General features: G+C 50.3%; 18 protein-coding genes. 8 read left to right on the forward strand and 10 right to left on the reverse strand.

The window, feature by feature from the left end; all coding sequences use genetic code 11:
- Nucleotides 1-84: 84 nt before the first annotated feature.
- The 3 genes from ACJ2PR_RS05450 to ACJ2PR_RS05460 form a co-directional block, all read right to left on the reverse strand.
- Nucleotides 85-558: a hypothetical protein gene (locus ACJ2PR_RS05450; RefSeq protein WP_446876252.1), complete on the reverse strand. Its 474-nt coding sequence runs from the start codon at nt 556-558 to the stop codon at nt 85-87.
- A 3-nt stretch (nt 559-561) separates the two neighbouring features.
- Nucleotides 562-2,730, reverse strand: coding sequence for a cation:proton antiporter (locus ACJ2PR_RS05455; RefSeq protein ID WP_446876253.1), 2,169 nt, complete (start codon nt 2,728-2,730; stop codon nt 562-564).
- A 446-nt stretch (nt 2,731-3,176) separates the two neighbouring features.
- Nucleotides 3,177-4,358, reverse strand: coding sequence for a glycosyltransferase (locus ACJ2PR_RS05460; protein WP_446876254.1), 1,182 nt, complete (start codon nt 4,356-4,358; stop codon nt 3,177-3,179).
- 255 nt (nt 4,359-4,613) lie between these two features.
- Here ACJ2PR_RS05460 and ACJ2PR_RS05465 point away from each other — a divergent pair, with 255 nt between their 5' ends.
- Together ACJ2PR_RS05465 and ACJ2PR_RS05470 are read left to right on the forward strand one after the other, a co-directional pair.
- Complete coding sequence (locus ACJ2PR_RS05465; RefSeq protein ID WP_446861418.1) at nt 4,614-5,357, forward strand: response regulator transcription factor; 744 nt, start codon at nt 4,614-4,616, stop codon at nt 5,355-5,357.
- Between the two features lie 144 nt (nt 5,358-5,501).
- Nucleotides 5,502-5,969, forward strand: coding sequence for an SRPBCC domain-containing protein (locus ACJ2PR_RS05470; protein WP_446861417.1), 468 nt, complete (start codon nt 5,502-5,504; stop codon nt 5,967-5,969).
- Nucleotides 5,970-6,001: 32 nt separating this feature from the next.
- Here ACJ2PR_RS05470 and petA read toward each other — a convergent pair whose 3' ends face one another.
- Nucleotides 6,002-6,985: a cytochrome f gene (petA, locus tag ACJ2PR_RS05475; RefSeq protein ID WP_446876256.1), complete on the reverse strand. Its 984-nt coding sequence runs from the start codon at nt 6,983-6,985 to the stop codon at nt 6,002-6,004.
- 153 nt (nt 6,986-7,138) lie between these two features.
- Complete coding sequence (gene petC / locus ACJ2PR_RS05480; protein ID WP_446861415.1) at nt 7,139-7,681, reverse strand: cytochrome b6-f complex iron-sulfur subunit; 543 nt, start codon at nt 7,679-7,681, stop codon at nt 7,139-7,141.
- A 266-nt stretch (nt 7,682-7,947) separates the two neighbouring features.
- On the opposite strand from petC, the gene ACJ2PR_RS05485 reads away from it, so the two are divergent.
- Nucleotides 7,948-8,265, forward strand: a complete 318-nt coding sequence (locus tag ACJ2PR_RS05485; RefSeq protein ID WP_446861414.1) for a DUF3067 family protein — start codon at nt 7,948-7,950, stop codon at nt 8,263-8,265.
- Nucleotides 8,266-8,273: 8 nt separating this feature from the next.
- Here the strand turns inward: ACJ2PR_RS05485 and ACJ2PR_RS05490 are convergent, their stop codons facing one another.
- The 3 genes from ACJ2PR_RS05490 to ACJ2PR_RS05500 form a co-directional block, all read right to left on the reverse strand.
- A complete protein-coding gene (locus ACJ2PR_RS05490) occupies nt 8,274-8,675 on the reverse strand; it encodes a hypothetical protein (RefSeq protein ID WP_446876257.1) in 402 nt (133 codons plus the stop codon).
- Nucleotides 8,676-8,780: 105 nt separating this feature from the next.
- Nucleotides 8,781-9,899, reverse strand: coding sequence for an EAL domain-containing protein (locus ACJ2PR_RS05495; protein ID WP_446876258.1), 1,119 nt, complete (start codon nt 9,897-9,899; stop codon nt 8,781-8,783).
- 203 nt (nt 9,900-10,102) lie between these two features.
- The gene (locus ACJ2PR_RS05500) at nt 10,103-10,246 is read right to left on the reverse strand and encodes a hypothetical protein (protein WP_446876259.1); all 144 of its coding nucleotides are present in this window, start codon (nt 10,244-10,246) and stop codon (nt 10,103-10,105) included.
- A gap of 31 nt (nt 10,247-10,277) precedes the next feature.
- Here ACJ2PR_RS05500 and trpD point away from each other — a divergent pair, with 31 nt between their 5' ends.
- Nucleotides 10,278-11,363 carry an anthranilate phosphoribosyltransferase gene (trpD, locus tag ACJ2PR_RS05505; protein ID WP_446876260.1) on the forward strand — a complete coding sequence of 362 codons (1,086 nt, stop codon included), beginning with the start codon at nt 10,278-10,280 and terminating at the stop codon, nt 11,361-11,363.
- 74 nt (nt 11,364-11,437) lie between these two features.
- Here the strand turns inward: trpD and ACJ2PR_RS05510 are convergent, their stop codons facing one another.
- Nucleotides 11,438-12,394 (reverse strand): ribonuclease Z, encoded by a 957-nt coding sequence (locus ACJ2PR_RS05510; protein ID WP_446861409.1) that lies wholly within the window; start codon nt 12,392-12,394, stop codon nt 11,438-11,440.
- 483 nt (nt 12,395-12,877) lie between these two features.
- On the opposite strand from ACJ2PR_RS05510, the gene ACJ2PR_RS05515 reads away from it, so the two are divergent.
- The gene (locus tag ACJ2PR_RS05515; RefSeq protein ID WP_446876261.1) at nt 12,878-14,026 is read left to right on the forward strand and encodes a SpoIID/LytB domain-containing protein; all 1,149 of its coding nucleotides are present in this window, start codon (nt 12,878-12,880) and stop codon (nt 14,024-14,026) included.
- Nucleotides 14,027-14,147: 121 nt separating this feature from the next.
- Here ACJ2PR_RS05515 and ACJ2PR_RS05520 read toward each other — a convergent pair whose 3' ends face one another.
- Nucleotides 14,148-15,455 carry a hypothetical protein gene (locus ACJ2PR_RS05520; RefSeq protein ID WP_446876262.1) on the reverse strand — a complete coding sequence of 436 codons (1,308 nt, stop codon included), beginning with the start codon at nt 15,453-15,455 and terminating at the stop codon, nt 14,148-14,150.
- A 192-nt stretch (nt 15,456-15,647) separates the two neighbouring features.
- On the opposite strand from ACJ2PR_RS05520, the gene ACJ2PR_RS05525 reads away from it, so the two are divergent.
- From ACJ2PR_RS05525 to ACJ2PR_RS05535, 3 genes are read left to right on the forward strand one after another with little or no spacing between them, the layout of a single operon-like run.
- Nucleotides 15,648-16,169: a photosystem I assembly protein Ycf3 gene (locus ACJ2PR_RS05525; protein ID WP_446861406.1), complete on the forward strand. Its 522-nt coding sequence runs from the start codon at nt 15,648-15,650 to the stop codon at nt 16,167-16,169.
- Between the two features lie 50 nt (nt 16,170-16,219).
- The gene (gatC, locus tag ACJ2PR_RS05530; protein WP_446876263.1) at nt 16,220-16,513 is read left to right on the forward strand and encodes an Asp-tRNA(Asn)/Glu-tRNA(Gln) amidotransferase subunit GatC; all 294 of its coding nucleotides are present in this window, start codon (nt 16,220-16,222) and stop codon (nt 16,511-16,513) included.
- Between the two features lie 11 nt (nt 16,514-16,524).
- Nucleotides 16,525-16,761 (forward strand): hypothetical protein, encoded by a 237-nt coding sequence (locus ACJ2PR_RS05535; RefSeq protein ID WP_446876264.1) that lies wholly within the window; start codon nt 16,525-16,527, stop codon nt 16,759-16,761.
- Nucleotides 16,762-16,769 lie beyond the last annotated feature (8 nt).

Raw genomic sequence — 16,769 nt, forward strand, 5'->3', positions numbered from 1 at the left:
TTAGCCGTGTCACATTTGCAATCCCCATCGAAGTCATCTACCCCGACCAAGACGTTGATCCCGATTAATTGTGAGGGACGATCGCTACTGTTCTGAATCCCGTTTGCCCGTGAAATTGATCCCAGTTGGCGAGGAATCTAATCGAATTTTTCCTTGCAGGTTGTTTTGCGAAAAGGTACCCTCAATTTTTACCGTTGGCGATCGTTCACCGTCTTTTTGACAGTCATCCAAGTAAGAGAGAAGACCTGACAATTCTAGTTTTTGCTCCTCCCAGGTGCCTGACAGCGAAGGTTTTTTTCTAGCTGCCGTGATCGTCTGACTCGTCTCATTCTTCGATAAAAGTGAGGCACTGAGATAAACGCCCGACTGCTGAATCATCAAAACCACCGGATCGTCGTCTTTCAAACATCCAGGCAGATTTTGGGCTGGAATACGATAGCGACCTTCAATTTTGGTAGAAGCTTTGAGATTGGCTTCTCCATAAGCAGTCGTGAAGCTAAACAGGGCCACCACAATGCCGATCGACCCCACATAAAACGTCAAAGACTTGAGATTCATCGGCTAATTCCTCCCCGACTCAAGGCTGGTGCTGGTCAAAATCGAAGTCAGGTGAGACGCAACATGGCTATAGCGGCGAGTGATCACCAAAGAAGACCGACAGCGAACCGCTAACTCATCGGCGTAGCGTCCCAAGGTTTGGCGATCGAGTCCCCATTCTCGGCTGGCTCCCGCGATCGTCAAGTCTGCCATTTTAGAAGCGTCCACAACGGCCAAAATCGGACTGTCTGCCTGAATAATTGGCGTAGCAATGCGATCGCGCACCGAATTGGGCAGCCGCGCCATCAGGTTGTGAAACTCATAGCTAAACTCGCTCACAGGCTGATCGTCACAGGCGACGCGAAGAATCGTGAGATCTGTGTTTTGGCAGTTGATCAGCAGTCTCACGGCCAGTTCTAGCCCCAGATCAGTGTGAATATTGGCAACATAGGGTAGCAGTAGGCGTTCCAGTTTTGAGGTTTGGCGATCGATATACACTGCCACATCGACCGGAGCCGTACTAAGAATCTGACCAACTCGCCCACCTAGTCGATTGCTGCTAAAGGCGGGACGATGCCAGCCGACAATCACCAAATCCGCCTGATCCCGAACTGCAATCTGAGCCGTTGCTCTGGCGACATCATTGGACACTTGAATAATCGGACGGACTAACTTTTGCAGGTCAGAAGGTTCTAAACTTTGCACCAGATCATCCAACTGTCCCTGACGAATGGCTAGACGACGATCGGCTTCGGCAGGGGTGCTTTCGTAGACATAATCTTCTTCGAGTTGGATAAAACTCAACGGAGACACGATCGCTGCCCGACGCGGTTGAGACGGCATATTGCCAAAAGCGAGCGCCATCGCTAACTGAATCAAACCCCGCTGACTACTCGGATTGGCGATCGGCACCAGTACTCGATACCCTGGCTCAATTTCATCCATCGGCTTGACGATCGTCTTGCGAATCTGCTGTTTGGGATACGTCCACTCCAAGAGAGGCGAAGTCATAAAGGTGGTCACCAGCGCCATCATCACCAGCATCGTAAACAGCAACGGCGAAATCACACCCAGGCTTAAACCGATATTCAAGACAATCAGTTCGGTCAGACCGCGCGTATTCATCAACCAGCCCAAAGCGGACGCATCTCGTTTATCGATGCCAGACACCCGCGCTGCGACATAGGTGCCAAAATACTTACCAACGATCGCCACCAGCACCACCAGCAAGCACAACCCCCAGAGAATCGGACGATTTAATAACCCAATCTGAGTTCTCAAGCCGCTATAGGCAAAGAAAATAGGGAGCAGGAATGTGAGTACAAAATCCTCAGTTTTTTGGGCCAATTCTCTCGTCAGTCCAGGGTTTTTGGGCATCACCGCCCCCAGCAAGAACGCCCCAAAAATCAGGTGAATTCCAATCAACTCAGTCGTCACCGCAGACACCACAACACCCATGTAAATGAATGCCAAAACGGATTGACTGAGCTTACCGACGCGATCGTAGTAGGTTGCCAGGTGTTTCAGCAGTTTGCGCCCCACTGTCGCCATCAGGGTAATATAGGCAACCGATGCCAGAATTGTGGGTAGCGCTTCGATCATACTGTTGGTGCGAGTGACGGCGATCGCTAGAGCCAGCAGACACCACGCGGTCACATCATCTACTGCCGCACAAGCCAGCGCCAACGCGCCTAGCCGACTATTCTGCAAATTATTTTCTGTAATAATCCGCGCCAGCACCGGAAACGCCGTAATCGACATCGCCGCCCCCAAAAACAGCGCAAAAGCTGTAAACGACACTCCATCACTGGAGACCAGGGGATAAAGCAACAGCGAGAGAATGGTTCCGAGTGAGAAGGGCACCAAAATGCTGACGTGAGAAACTAAAATTGCCGTATTCAGCCCATTCTTGAGATATTTGGGGTCGAGTTCCAGTCCGATGAGAAACATAAAAAAGATCAGCCCAATTTGAGACAAAACCCCCAAAAAAGGGATCGTCTCTGGAGGAAAGACAGCCGCCGCTGTTTCGGGAGCCACCATGCCAAACAAAGACGGGCCGAGCAAAATTCCCGCTACGATTTCACCAATTACCAGGGGTTGTTTGATTCGTCGAAACCCCAATCCCACGATTCGTGACAGCCCAATCACGAGCAGAACTTGAATCAGAACCTGGACAACGACATCAAAGTGCATGGTCATACCTTGAAACAATGAGGGAGTTTTGAGCTAGAAGCTTTGAAGTTTGCGTTAATGTCTGCTGGATCTCTTCGAGTTACCCGCAAGGGGTCGAGTTTTTTCACTTCGTTGTTTAGCACTCCTCCAACCCTCACTTCTGAAAGACTTTAAGACAAAATCTCTAATTCAACGTCAATTCGATGAGGTTTTTTCGCTGCCTTGTTCAGCGCCTCTCTCCCTCAATTCTGGGACTTTAAGACGAGATTTCCCGGTCAAAGTCCCTCACGGGTGAAGAATTTGGGGAGCTGCTTTGAGAACCGCAGCGAAAGATTTTATCGAATTCACGTTAATTCAAAGTGCCTCACTAAAGAAGTAGAGACAGCCTCAAACTGCCGCCCCTCGCAAAGACCAAAGCGAATTTCAGTAGATTCAAGTTGAGTTAATTTCTCCTCACTCCTCACTCCTCACTCCTCACGCTCAGTCAAGCGCCTGCCTCGCCACGTCCAGCCCCAACCTGTCTCCGTTTTGATGACAGAAACGATCGCAATTGCACTCACAAACAGTCCCCCAATCCCGGCTAGCCACCAGTTGCGCGGCGAGATGTTTGAGAATTTCTGACTGAGGCAGTACAGATTGTATTGCAGCGCGATCGCGATCAATGCCAAAAAAAGGGTGCTGAGATCCACCCAATTGAAGGGCAAGAGCAGGATTTTTGCAAGAGCGATCGCGGCTCCGATCCAGGGCACCGCAAACACCAAAAAGGTGACAAACGCGATGTAGAGAATGGCTCTGAGGTTGCGATCGACTCCCACATACCAGTTCTTTGTCCACCCTTCCCAGAGTGCTGCTGTTGATTGATACATTCGCACGTCTGCCAGGTCGTGTCCCAGTCCGTACCAGATCTTCAAGCCATTTTGTTTGATGCGTCGTCCCAGTTCCACATCTTCGACAATTTGACTCGCCACCGCAGCGTGACCGCCAATCCGATCGTAAGCCTGCCGTCGAAACAGCATAAACGGCCCAACCGCAAATGCCGTTTCACGTTTGGGATCATTCACTTCTTCAAAATCAAAGCCAACCGCAAACAAACTCGTGATAATCGGCTGTGCCAACCATTCGGCAAAACAACCACAGACGATCGCCATCCAAAACGTCAGCAAGTCTACCTGTTCCTGCTCGGCGGTGAGAAGGGCGGTCTCGATCGCGCCCCGTTTTAATCGCACATCAGCATCAATGAATAGTAGAAAATCGCCCTTTGTGTGAGAAGTGACCTGAGCGCAAGCCCAATTTTTTCCCATCCACGTCTCATTCACAGGCCGGGGCTGCCCTGCAAGCACCTTTACACGGGGATCAAGAATGGACTGAGCGATCGTCAGCGTCTCATCGGTAGACTGATCATCGACGACCCAAACCTCCAGCTTTTCGGCGGGCAGATCAGAACTTTTGAGCACCGAATCGACGCAATCCCGAATGTTTACCGCTTCGTTGTAGGCAGGGATGATCACCGACACCGTGGGCAAATCGTCACTTTCTAACGGGGAGATGATCGCTAGTTGTCTGGCTTTTGGAATTGCCGATCGTAGTTTGTCAGAAAAAATTTGAATTCCAATTAGCGCCCCAACGATGACAAATAGTAAAACAATCACAGCTACCTACCCTGAGCGATCAACAATCCACCTGACCAGCGACTCAGTATAGCGAGTTTCAATGCTCAGAAGCGTCCACTAATCCTGCGGGCAGCGCATCCAGATCCAAAACTTAGACCTCGTAATACAAAAAAACTTTTTCGGGGAAGAACTTTATATGAGGAAGGATTTTGCATCCTTGCGTATAATCTGAACAGGAAACTTTACAGTTTGTCGAGTTCCTACATGAATAAACATTCGTAAACCGACTTAATGATGCCTCGGATTCTCGTCATTGATGATGACCCAGCTATCTCAGAACTCGTCGCGGTCAACCTCGAAATGGCTGGCTATGATGTCAGTCAGGCAGCAGACGGAATTCGCGGTCAGGCTATGGCGCTGCAAATTCAGCCCGACCTGATCATGCTTGATCTGATGTTGCCTCAGGTGGATGGGTTTACTATTTGTCAGCGCCTGCGTCGAGATGAGCGCACGTCAGATATTCCCGTTCTGATGCTGACAGCCCTGGGGCAAACGCAAAACAAAGTCGAAGGCTTCAACGCGGGTGCCGATGACTACCTGACCAAGCCTTTTGAGGTCGAAGAACTACTGGCTCGCGTCCGGGCATTGTTGCGGCGCACCGATCGCATTCCTCAAGCCGCCAAACACAGCGAAATCCTCAGCTATGGGCCTCTAGTTCTCGTGCCTGAGCGCTTTGAAGCTATCTGGTTTGGCAAGACGGTCAAGCTGACTCACTTAGAGTTTGAACTGTTGCATTGTCTACTTCAGCGTCATGGGCAAACGGTTTCACCTAGCGAAATTCTCAAGGAAGTTTGGGGATACGATCCCGATGATGATATTGAGACGATTCGAGTTCACGTTCGTCATCTGAGAACCAAACTCGAACCCGAACCCCGTCATCCCCGCTTTATTAAAACCGTTTATGGGGCAGGCTATTGTCTGGAGCTTCCGACGGGGGGCAATGCGGATGAAGGCGTTGAGTCTTCGATGGTGGGGTAGAAGAAGGGATGAGGGAGTTCGTTCCGCTTTGCGAGGAGGAATGAAGATAAATCGGCGCGAGGATTGCTGCTTTGACCCCTTAGTTTAAGATTTGCGAGAGAAGCGGGTATCCAGAGTGTAGTTTGCTGTAAGGGGGTGTGTTTCATGCCTAGTCTCTACACTGAAATCGAAATCAACTCGCCGCGATCGCTAGTCTGGCAGATTCTCTTTCACAAAGAACGCTGGAAGTATTGGAATACCTTTCTTTATGACTGCCACCCTGATCTGCCGTTTGTGCAAGGTCAGGAAACGCTGTTGTCACTCAAACGGACACGAGGCGAAGACGATATTGAGTTTCAGCCATTGGTGACGCTGATCCAGCCGGGGGTTTGTCTCAAGTGGCTTTCGACGATTCCGGGATTTCGCAATGAGCATGTGTTTGAGCTTCAAGACATTGGCGGCGATCGTACCAAGTATGTCCATCGAGAAAACTTTTCGGGGGCGCTGAGTCCCGTCTTTTTGCCGTTTATTCGTCGAGATGAGCAGCAGGGTATTCGTCGCATGGCGCAGGAGTTAAAGGAATACGCCGAGACACAAAAAAACGGAATGAACCGTGGCCCATCCCGTCGATAGATAAAAGTGAGTAGATAAGCGTGAGTCTGGTGTTAGAAATTCATTTCCGCAGCCTGGACTCTTTCGACTTGCTTCTTCTTTAAGACGAGCATGATTTGGGTAAAGGTGACGATCGCAAAGAACGCCAGCAGTCCTTTAATCCGGTTGGGGCTTTGCAGCACGATTTCTTTGTCAACCTGACCAAAGCCGCCCACATTGGGATTGTTGGTGAGCGCGTCTCCAGCCTTGACTTCTTGACCTTCTGCGACCAGCAGTTCTGGGCCAGCGGGAATGGTTTCACTCACAGCGTCTTTGCCTTCAGGTTGGATCGTGACCACAAATCCACCTTCTTCCGCTTTCTCAATCTTGGTGATCTGCCCCGTTGCAGGCGCACTGTAGACAGCGTTGTTGCTCTTGTTGCCAGCGGGATAAACCTGCCCGCGACCCCGGTTGCCGCCTACGTGAATCGAATACTTGCCAAAGCGGAGGGCTTTGTTGGTATTGGGATCAGGCGACAAAATCGGGAAGGTGATTTCGCTGTATTGCTCACCGGGCAACGGCCCGACGACGAGAATGTTTTCTTTGGTGTCGCTATAGGGTTGGATGTACAACTCAGCCAGCTTTTCCTTCATCTCTTCGGGGACGCGATCATCAGGAGCCAGCTTAAAGCCTTCGGGCAGCATCAACACTGCACCTACATTCAACGGCCCTTTGGAGCCATCGCCCGTGACTTGCTGAACACTCATGTCGTAAGGGATTTTCACCACCGCTTCAAACACAGTATCGGGCAACACGGACTGAGGCACTTCGACTTCGGTCGGCTTTGCGCCCAGGTGACAGTTAGCACAGACGATCCGACCCGTAGCTTCGCGGGGATTTTCGTACTGTTGTTGAGCAAAAATGGGATAGGCAGCCGCCGCTTGAGGAAGCGCCAAACTACCTGACAGTAAAACGGTGACGGCGACGATCGCAACCAGTACCTTTTGAGCCACCTGGAGTTTGCGAAGCCACATCGACGATAAAAAGCGTGTTCTCATCTCTAACGAAAATAGTGTAGGGACAACGAGAGGAAAGACAAGAGGGTAGCGATTAGCTCATTTAGAAAGTCGGTGAAAAAGTCGATACGGTGCCAAACTTCTCTACCAGACTCTCAGCCAACCGCTAAAAACTGAAGACCTAAAAATGAAACCCTAAGCCCACCAGGGAGCTTCGTCAGTGCGAAAGTCGGTTTCTGTCCAGGGGGTAAAGCTGACTTTGTTGTCTTCGACGGCAGCATGAACGAGGGCCAAAGAGAGCGGTGCCGGCCCACGGACGACTTTACCTGTGTTGTCGTATTGCGACCCGTGACAAGGGCACATAAATTTGTTCTCGTTAGCATTCCAGGGGACGACGCAGCCCAGATGAGTACAAACCGCGTTGATGCCGTAGCTGCCGATCGATTGATCTTCTTGCACGACGAGATAGGTAGGGTCTCCCTTGAGACCTTGAGCCAGGGAGCGATCGCCAGGGGGATGGGTTTTGACATACTCGCTGACGAGAATATCGTTGCCCAGCGCATCTTTAGCGGTTACGCCACCAGAGCCACTCCCTGACGAGGGAGGAATAAAGTATTTCACCACCGGATAGAGTGCGCCCACTGCAACAAGTGCTTCGGAGCCAAACATCAGGAGGTTCATAAATTGGCGACGACCCATGCTGGGTACATCATCAGCAGATCCAGTTAGTTGTGCCATGTCTACGCTCTAGAGATATCGGGGAAAATGATGAAATGCCCTGAACTTAATCTTAAAGGGGCTGTGTTTAGATCTATTTACACACGGGAGCCAAAACGACTGAATTTAAGAATTCTTTCAGCTATGTAAAGTGCTAGAAATCCTTTAAGTCAGCGATTTGTGGGCTTTGTTGGGTGTATTATACAAACTTTAACATTAGCATCATAGCGAAGAGGCAGTGTCTCACATTTATACGAAATGTTACAAATATCTACACGATCGCAGCCATGACCGGACAAGACCTTCACCAGCTTTTACTTAACAAATGGGGTCGCTCCTACGATATTCAGCTACGCCGAACGGGGGGCAAGATTTTTGTACAAGTCATGTGGAAGTATCTGGAGCAGGCTTCCTTTCCGCTCAGTCAGGTTGAGTATCTAGAGCATCTTGATCAAGTAGGCAGCTATCTTGCCGCTTGGGGAGCCACCAATCAAGTAGAGTCCTACATTCAAAAAACGCGCGAACGCCCTCGATTAGGAAAAGCGGTTAACATTCCCCTAGATCTCGGCGATCGCACCTCAGAGTGGATTCTAGAAGACTTTTAGCGCATCCCTCATCCCTCATCTCTCATCCCTTCCACCCCCAGCCAATCCTGCAAGTACGATCGCAGGGTTTGATTGAAGTGCGATCGCTGCTCAAATTTCTCAGTTCTCACAGGTTTACGCTCTGGGTCAAGCATCCACCCATAGTCGCTGCTCAGACGCAAATTTCCTTGCCAGTCGGCGATCGACACGATCAGTTGAGGTGCTGGAGAGTTGTCGTAATCTTTGACAAAAAATACATAGTTAAACGTATTTTGACTAGCCGCCGCTACGGTCGAAGGTTGCCCAAACTTTTGTTCTAACGTCGCCCTCACCTGCTCCGACAAGCCTGGCTGCTGAATATCTTCGAGCGTTCGGACGGCCAACGTCAGTGCAAAATAAAACTCTTCAACTGGGACAAACTCAAACTGCATAAGTCAGCGAACCTAGAAACTCACTGAATTATCGTATGGATGGGTAAGGTTTTGAGTTGTGAGCTAGTCTTCTCCTCACTCCTCACCCCTCACTTCTCACCCTCTTCAACACGCCGCCGACATCCAGCGCCCCCTTGCGGGTAACTTGGAAAGATCGCTGGCGGGTAGCTCAAAGAAATCGCTGTTCACACGCCACGGCAAAATCTCCGGCGTTGCCAGCCCAAACCCCTGTCCCATATCCACGCCTAGCTCTCGGCAAAAATCAACATCGTTAGCGTCTTCTAGCCCTTCTGCCAACACAGCAATTCCTAACTCATGGGCAAATTGCAGCAGACTCTTGATCATGACTTGCTTTAAGACATAGCGACTACAACCCTGAATCAGCCGTCGATCGAGCTTGATCACATCTGGGCGAAACTCCAGGCAGTAGTGATCGATCGCGACGTTGCTCCCCAGGTCATCGATCGCCAGACCAAACCCCCAGTCGCGAATCTGCTCAATCAGAGTGGAGAGTTGGGGATAACTTTTTAGGGCTTCGACTTCGGTAAGTTCAAACACAATTTGTTCAGGGCGCAGCCCCAGGTCTATCACCTGCTGAAAGTTTTGCTCCAGAGTTTTGGGGTCGCGAGCGATCGCATTGGGTAACACATTCACAAAAAAAGTCTGCGGAGTTTCTACCCTTCCGACTCTGGTGCAGAGCTTTGCTAAGGAGTCTAGACACGTCGATCGGGCTAACTCGTCAAACTCAAATGTTAAATTCATGGAGAGGGCAGCGTCAATTAGCTCTTGACCACCAAAGCACTGTCCCTGCTCACTTTTTGCTCTGGCTAGACACTCGTGAGCTACCACATGCCCGGTAGCCAGGTTAAAAATCGGCTGGTATTTGAAGAATAAACGCTGCCTCGCTAAGACCTGAAGAAACCAGGCATTCTTGATCATCAGGGTCATACTACTAAGCGGTTGAGCGTTGAGAAATTCGACCAGGAGATTTCGAGAATCGAGAGAAAACTGAGTGACCAAAAAGCGGGAAGCCACCTGAGCAGAGTCAGGAATCAAATGACTAATTCTAAAAAAAAGGTCAGCGAGATTGGTCTCCTCTGCCGTTCTGTAGAGTAGCTGGGGCACGGCTGCGATCGCTCTAAATCCCAATTGATCGAGATACCGCTCTGTTTCGCGATCGCAAGGCTGGATAATAAGTTTTAGATCGTCATTTGATAGATTCACATTCTGCACTAGTCAACGGTTCCTCTCGTTGCAAAGTATACGATCGTGCTTTATGTGCAAGACACTTACCGCTACTGACTCAGCGTCATCGTGATCACAAACGGATCACAAACTGCGATACTTTTACATCTGTCTGGGATTAGAGTAACCTACCACATTTAACAAAATAGTTTGATGCACTTTAATGACTAATTAAATACTGATCAGGCGGGTTGATCGCTACCGCCAGCCGGGTGAACAGGGGTCATTTTGCCAAAACCCTCAACCCAAAACAGAACTGTGTTTGGATAAACCTGTGCAAAATCATTAGATTTGTCAACCAAAGATTTGTCAACCAAAGCAAACATTCCTTTTTATTCCTTTTTGCGTGTCAAGAACATGACTCAACCTTTACCGACTCCTGCTGCCCCAAATTTAAGCAACGTCACGCCCGAAAGCTCGGCTCAATGGTCAAGTCTGCTGCAACAGTTACTCGATCGCCAATCTCTTTCCAGCGATCAAGCCGCCAATCTGATGCAGGGCTGGCTAGCTGATGCGATTCATCCGGCGCTCTCTGGAGCCATTCTCGTCGCGCTGCAATCCAAAGGTGTCTCTGCGTCAGAACTGGCAGGCATGGCAAACGTTCTCCAGTCTCAATCCGCTTCTCCCACACTCCACACTCCACACTCCACACCGCTGATTGACACTTGTGGTACGGGCGGAGATGGTGCGTCTACCTTCAATATTTCGACGGCTGTGGCCTTTGTAGCGGCGGCGGCTGGGGTCTCGGTTGCAAAACATGGCAATCGATCGGCTTCGAGTCAAGTCGGATCTGCGGATGTGTTGGAAGCGTTGGGGATCAATCTAGCTGCCCCCGCCGAAAAGATTCAAGCGGCTGTGCAGGCGGTGGGGATCACGTTTTTATTTGCTCCCGGCTGGCACCCGGCACTCAAGGTTGTCGCTCCCCTACGCAGGCTGCTCAAAGTGAGAACGGTTTTTAATCTGCTGGGGCCGTTGGTCAATCCGTTGCGGCCGACGGGGCAGGTGATTGGCGTTTTTGACCCTGATTTGTTGGAGGCGATCGCTCAAGCTCTCAATCAACTTGGTACGCAAAAAGCGATCGTGCTGCATGGTCGAGAACGGCTAGACGAAGCGGGATTGGGAGATTTAACAGATCTAGCGATTTTGTCTAATCAAACCGTTCATCTGACGACTTTAGACCCGCGAGAATTAGGAGTCGAGACCGCAGCGATCGCTTCACTCAAAGGAGGCAATGTGCAGACCAACGCAGAAATTCTTAAAAATGTCCTACAAGGAAAAGGGACACGCGCACAAATGGAGGTCGTGGCTCTCAATGCTAGTCTGGCCCTACAGGTTGGAGACGTAACTGACGATTATGCAAAAGGTCTTCTCTTAGCCAAAGAGATTCTCGCGAGTGGTGAAGCCTGGAGAACTCTGGAGCGGCTTGTCGAATTTTTGCAGTGACGGATTAGGGGCAGAGACTAGACAAACCCAACGAATCAAGGCGCGGCGATCGAGACAAAACTTGCCTTTTCAGGCTAAGTAACGTTTACGGGAAGGTTGGTTAATCGGCGCGGTACGTCGTAAGTCCAGAAGTCAGAAGCCAGGTCGGTGTTGGGGAAGATTGAGCGGGCTTCTTCTAACAGATTTTTGAGTTCGATCGGGTTCCCTGGCGCATATCGAGGACTGAAGTGCGTCATGATCAGTTTGTTGACTTGTGCCCCTAATGCGACTTGAGCCGCCATCGTGGTTGTGGAATGGAGACGCTGATAGGCTAACTCGGCATCTTGATGGGCAAAGGTGGCTTCGTGGATCAAGACATCGGCATCTTTGGCGAGTCCGACCGCGTTGTCACAATAAACGGTGTCTGTGCAATAGACGACCTTTCTGCCAATCTCTGTCGGGCCGCACAAATCCGCTCCATTGATTTGCCGCCCATCGGGAAGCGTGACGCGATCGCCGCGTTTCAACTGTCCATAAATCGGCCCAGAAGGAATTTTTAGCGCTTTGGCGCGATCGACATCAAAATGACCTGCCCGATCTTTCTCGGTGACTCGATACCCAAAGGCAGGCACTCGATGCTTGAGCAGACTGCAACTGACCGAAAATTCTTCGTCTTCAAACACCAATCCCGGTTTGACCGTGTGAACCTTGACGGGGTAAGAGAAATGCGTTTGTGAATAGCGCTTACAGGCTTTGAGATACTCATCTAGGTCGGGCGGCCCGTAGATGTCAATGCGATCGGGATTGCCCGCCAAACCACAACTTGCCAGCAGACCCATCAAGCCAAAAATGTGATCGCCATGCATGTGGGTGACAAAAATTCGTCGAATCTGACTGACCCGCAGATCGCTGCGTAAAAATTGGTGTTGAGTCCCTTCGCCACAGTCAAACAGCCACACCTCGGCGCGTTGAGGCAACCGTAGGGCGACTCCAGACACATTTCTCGATCGCGTCGGCACCCCAGAACTCGTTCCTAAAAATGTGATCTGCAAAACTCGATCGACTTGTTTTATGTAAGTTATTTCACTTCTTCATGGTGACACAGGAAGCCCAAAACGATGGAATTCTAGGACGCAGGAAACTGAAATTTGTAGTTCATGATTTGCAGAAAGGTGGCTGCCACATTTGCTGATTCACCAGATTGGAACCTATGAGAAATTTCACAGTCAAAACTATCTGTGAGTCGTTGGTTCAAAAACACTCAGTATTCTTCACAAATCTTCATAACCCTACATCTATGGTTTTAGTGCCGAGATCGTTTGGTTGTGACTCTACATAAGAAATGCTGCCCTTAAGCTTGCCTTTGGGTTAAAAAATTCTGATACATCCAGAGCAGGAAAATTGACTTATATTAAGCAGCGTTGGCAATCTGCATTCAGATCAATCCAGATCCGGCAACCGATCGCTTGTGATCTGTTACAAAGCACCCTGCAAGGAAATTTCTGATGATAGTTCGCTCACTCCTCCCGTTTCTCATGTCAAAACTCAGCATCACGACAGGAAAAAACTGGTGGCTGACTGCCCTGATTTGGTTCGCTGCGATCGCTCCCGCATCCGCGCTGGAACTCCGCGTTGCCATTCAACAAAACGTCAAACAAATTAATGTGGGCAGTTCGACTAAGGCTGTGGTTCGAGATGAGTCGGGTCGTGCCCTGGGCGAGATTCAAGGGATGAATGGCTTTACAGCTCAAGCAAACGGGGGAACGGTCGCCCTCGATCGCTGGAATGGCGGAGAAATCTCAGTCGAGCCAACCGAAGGCGGTGTTGTCTGGATAGGCGATCGCTGGTATCGGGGTCGGGCCCTTCTCGTACCTAGGGGATCAGGACTTACAGCCGTCAATTACGTTGACTTAGAACATTATCTCTACAGTGTTCTCGGCAGCGAAATGAATGGCAACTGGCCACAAGAAGCGTTGAAAGCGCAAGCGGTTGCGGCCCGTTCTTACGCGCTGTATCAGCGTCAAAGTGCGAACACTGTGTTTGATGTGGGCGATACAGATTCGTGGCAGGTGTATACGGGGGTCGATCGCGAGTCACAGGGGACGCAGATGGCCGTCGAAGCCACCAAAGGGCAGGTTATTGTCCACAACGGTCGAATCATCAATGCCGTGTTTCATTCCTCGTCAGGGGGCTGTATTGATAACGTCGAAGAAGTCTGGACACAGCCGTTACCCTATCTGCGCGCTAAGAGAGATTTTGACCAGGGTGCTCCCGTTTACCAATGGAGCAAGCCGTTTAGCCGCGATCAACTGAGTCGTCGCATCACTGGGGTCGGCGAAATTGTCTCAATGGTGCCTGAGAAAGTCACAACCTGCGGACGAATTGTGTCAATGCGGGTTAAGGGTGATAAGGGAGAGCGATCGATCAGTGGTGATGCTCTACGCGCTGCGCTTGATTTAAGAAGTACGCTTTTTAGTGTGAGTTCGCAAGGGGGGCAGGCGACAAAAAGTAACAGCAAACCCTCTCCGATCTCGTTTGTGGTCAACGGCAAAGGGTTTGGTCATGGGTTAGGACTGAGCCAATATGGTGCTTACAATCTGGCCACTCAACAACGCTGGAATTATCAGCAGATTGTGCGGTACTACTACGACAACGCGACGTTGGCAAAGATTGAGGTGAAGTAAGCGTCAGGGAGGGCTTTGCCCCGCATTCGCGAGGAGGGAGAACTTCGATGATCTGTTCCCCCTTTGGGGGTAATCCGCTGCGCGAGGAGGGAGGAGTCCCAGGATTAGCCTCCTAACTTCTTTAGTTTTTTGTTCCTTCTTCAAGGCGTTTTTGCCACTCGGCATCGATTTGATCAGCCCGATCGAGGTCTTGCTCAATGAGATCGCGATCGCTGCTGTAAACCAAATCCTCATTTTGAATCACCGTTTCAGCGGCAAATTGTTGGGCGTAGAGTAACTTCTGTTCGACTACAGGATCGGCTTGTTCTAGAAGTTGAAGTCGCTGCTGACGTTGCTGATTTCTGGCGAGAATCTTGCGGTTGCGTCCTTGAATCCAGGCGCTGCGGATCAGAGGAATTGCCAGATAAGCAGCACTGTAACCAAGAGAGAGAATGGCGATCGTTCTTCCCAAAACCAACGCAGATCCAGAAACAACGGCTCCACCCCAGGTTAGTCCCGCGAGGGTGATTCCCAACCCCAACAGCACCACGCCCAAACTTGCTGCCAATACGATTTGCCCCTTGCTAGCCCGACTAAAGGCAAACAGCGCTTCTTTCAAATAGGCTGGCACCGACTTGCGACGCTGTTCGGTTACGGTCGTTTGTAAATCTGGGAAGTGGTAGACGATTTGACCTTCGGGACTGACTTCGGGGCGACCGTTAAATCGAGCCAGCACAGGCAGCATATATTGTTCGTATTCACGATCGAACCCTTCGCCCACTTCGTCTAAATAGGGTGCGATTTGTTCAGCGATTACGGCTCCTTGGTGGTTGCGAATTACCGTCCCGATCGTTTGCCAGCGTCGTTCTTCAAGGTCTGCGTTGGGGTTGCCGTCACCAAACAAGAAAGAAAAGACGGCTTCTAAAAAGTTAAGCTGGCTGGACTGTCCTTTAGCGCGTCGCCGCTCGTAGCCTGTGTCGTAGTTGGGAGAAAAAATCCAAAAGAAATCAGGCGTAATCCAGAAACCCGGCATATTGAATCCGCCACCTGAGTCGCCCCGATCGTCGTCTCCCCGACTGGAATTAATGGCAATGACGGCTACCACAATGGCAGCGATCGCCAACACAATCAGCAAAATCAACACGATCCCAAAGGAGATGCGAATCAGATAAAACAAAACCCGCCAAACCTTGTCCCACCACTCTTTGAGCCGCAGCCGAAAGTATTTGTCACGCAACACATTCCGAAAGTCTGGCGGAAACTGATAGATCATGTCTCCCGACTCGGCCACTTGCAGGTGTCCCCCGGTTTCGGAGGCTAAAACCAAAAGCCCTTGTTGTGCCAGATTGACATCCAAGCCAGCCTGGGCCGCGACATCACCAACCGTGACACGATAGTCTAGTCGCTCGACTGCTTTCATCACAGCAGGATCGGGTGTCGGATTGTTCATGTTTCTTTCCCTAAGAAAAGGGTTCCGTCTCCAGTATAAGAAGTGGGTTGGCGAGTCGGGGAGAAATTCAATGGACTTTGGATTCTGGACTGTGCAGCTTTGAACGTCTCCTGTCTTCTGTCTTCCCCGTCCCCAAGGGCGCTAAACTGATAGACGACGCGATACTGTTTCTCCAATTTTTCACGACGCGATATGCCTAGATCACAACGCAACGATAACTTTATCGACAAGAGCTTTACGGTGATGGCAGATCTGATTCTGAAGGTGTTTCCTGCCAGTCGAAAAGAAAAAGAAGCCTTTGCTTATTACCGGGATGGCATGTCTGCTCAAGCAGAGGGCGAGTATGCTGAGGCGCTAGAAAACTATGAAGAAGCGCTGACTCTGGAAGAGGATGATAACGATCGCAGCTACATTCTCTACAACATGGGGCTGATCCATGCGAGTAATGGCGAACACGAAAGGGCGTTAGGCTTTTACCATCAGGCGATCGATCTCAACCCCCGACTACCACAGGCGCTCAACAACATCGCGGTGATTTTGCACTATCAGGGCGAAAAAGCCAAAGACGACGGCAAAGATGCAGAAGCCGACAAGCTGTTTGACGAAGCTGCCGAGTTTTGGAAACGCGCCATTCTCCTGGCTCCCAACAATTATATCGAAGCTCAAAACTGGCTCAAAACTACGGGGCGATCGGGCATGGATATCTACTTCTAGTCCCGTCATCACCTGATTATTGACCGCTCACCGCTCACTATTACAAGCTTATGAGTCTCGATCGCCAACAAGTTCACAAAGTTGCTCATCTGGCCCGTCTGCAACTTACGCCCGAAGAGGAAGAAAAATTCTCCACTCAACTCAGCAGTATTTTGGATTATTTTGAGCAGTTGAGTGAGTTAGATGTGACCGATGTGGAGCCGACGACACGTGCGATCGAGGTTAGTAATGTCGTACGCCTTGATCAACACAACCCTTCGACTGAGCGAGAGGCAATTTTGGATGGTGCGCCCGATCGAGAAGGCGAATTTTTTAAGGTGCCCAAGATTGTCACGGGTGATTGAGTCGATAGTTGATGGAAAAACCGAAACTTCTGTTTGTTTGCAGTCACTATAAATGGCGAAGTCTGACGGCCGAAACGCTGTATCGAGGAGACGATCTCTTTGAGTTACCCGCAAGGGGTCGCTACGCTGTTAAGTCTGCGGGAACGGAACAGGGTGCGAGAATTCGAGTCACAGAGGGACTGTTAGGCTGGGCAGATCTGATCTTTGTCATGACCACGCGACTGATATCGTTCTGCATAGAGGGCTAGGATGGGAT

The organism is Phormidesmis sp. 146-33 (assembly GCF_052939515.1).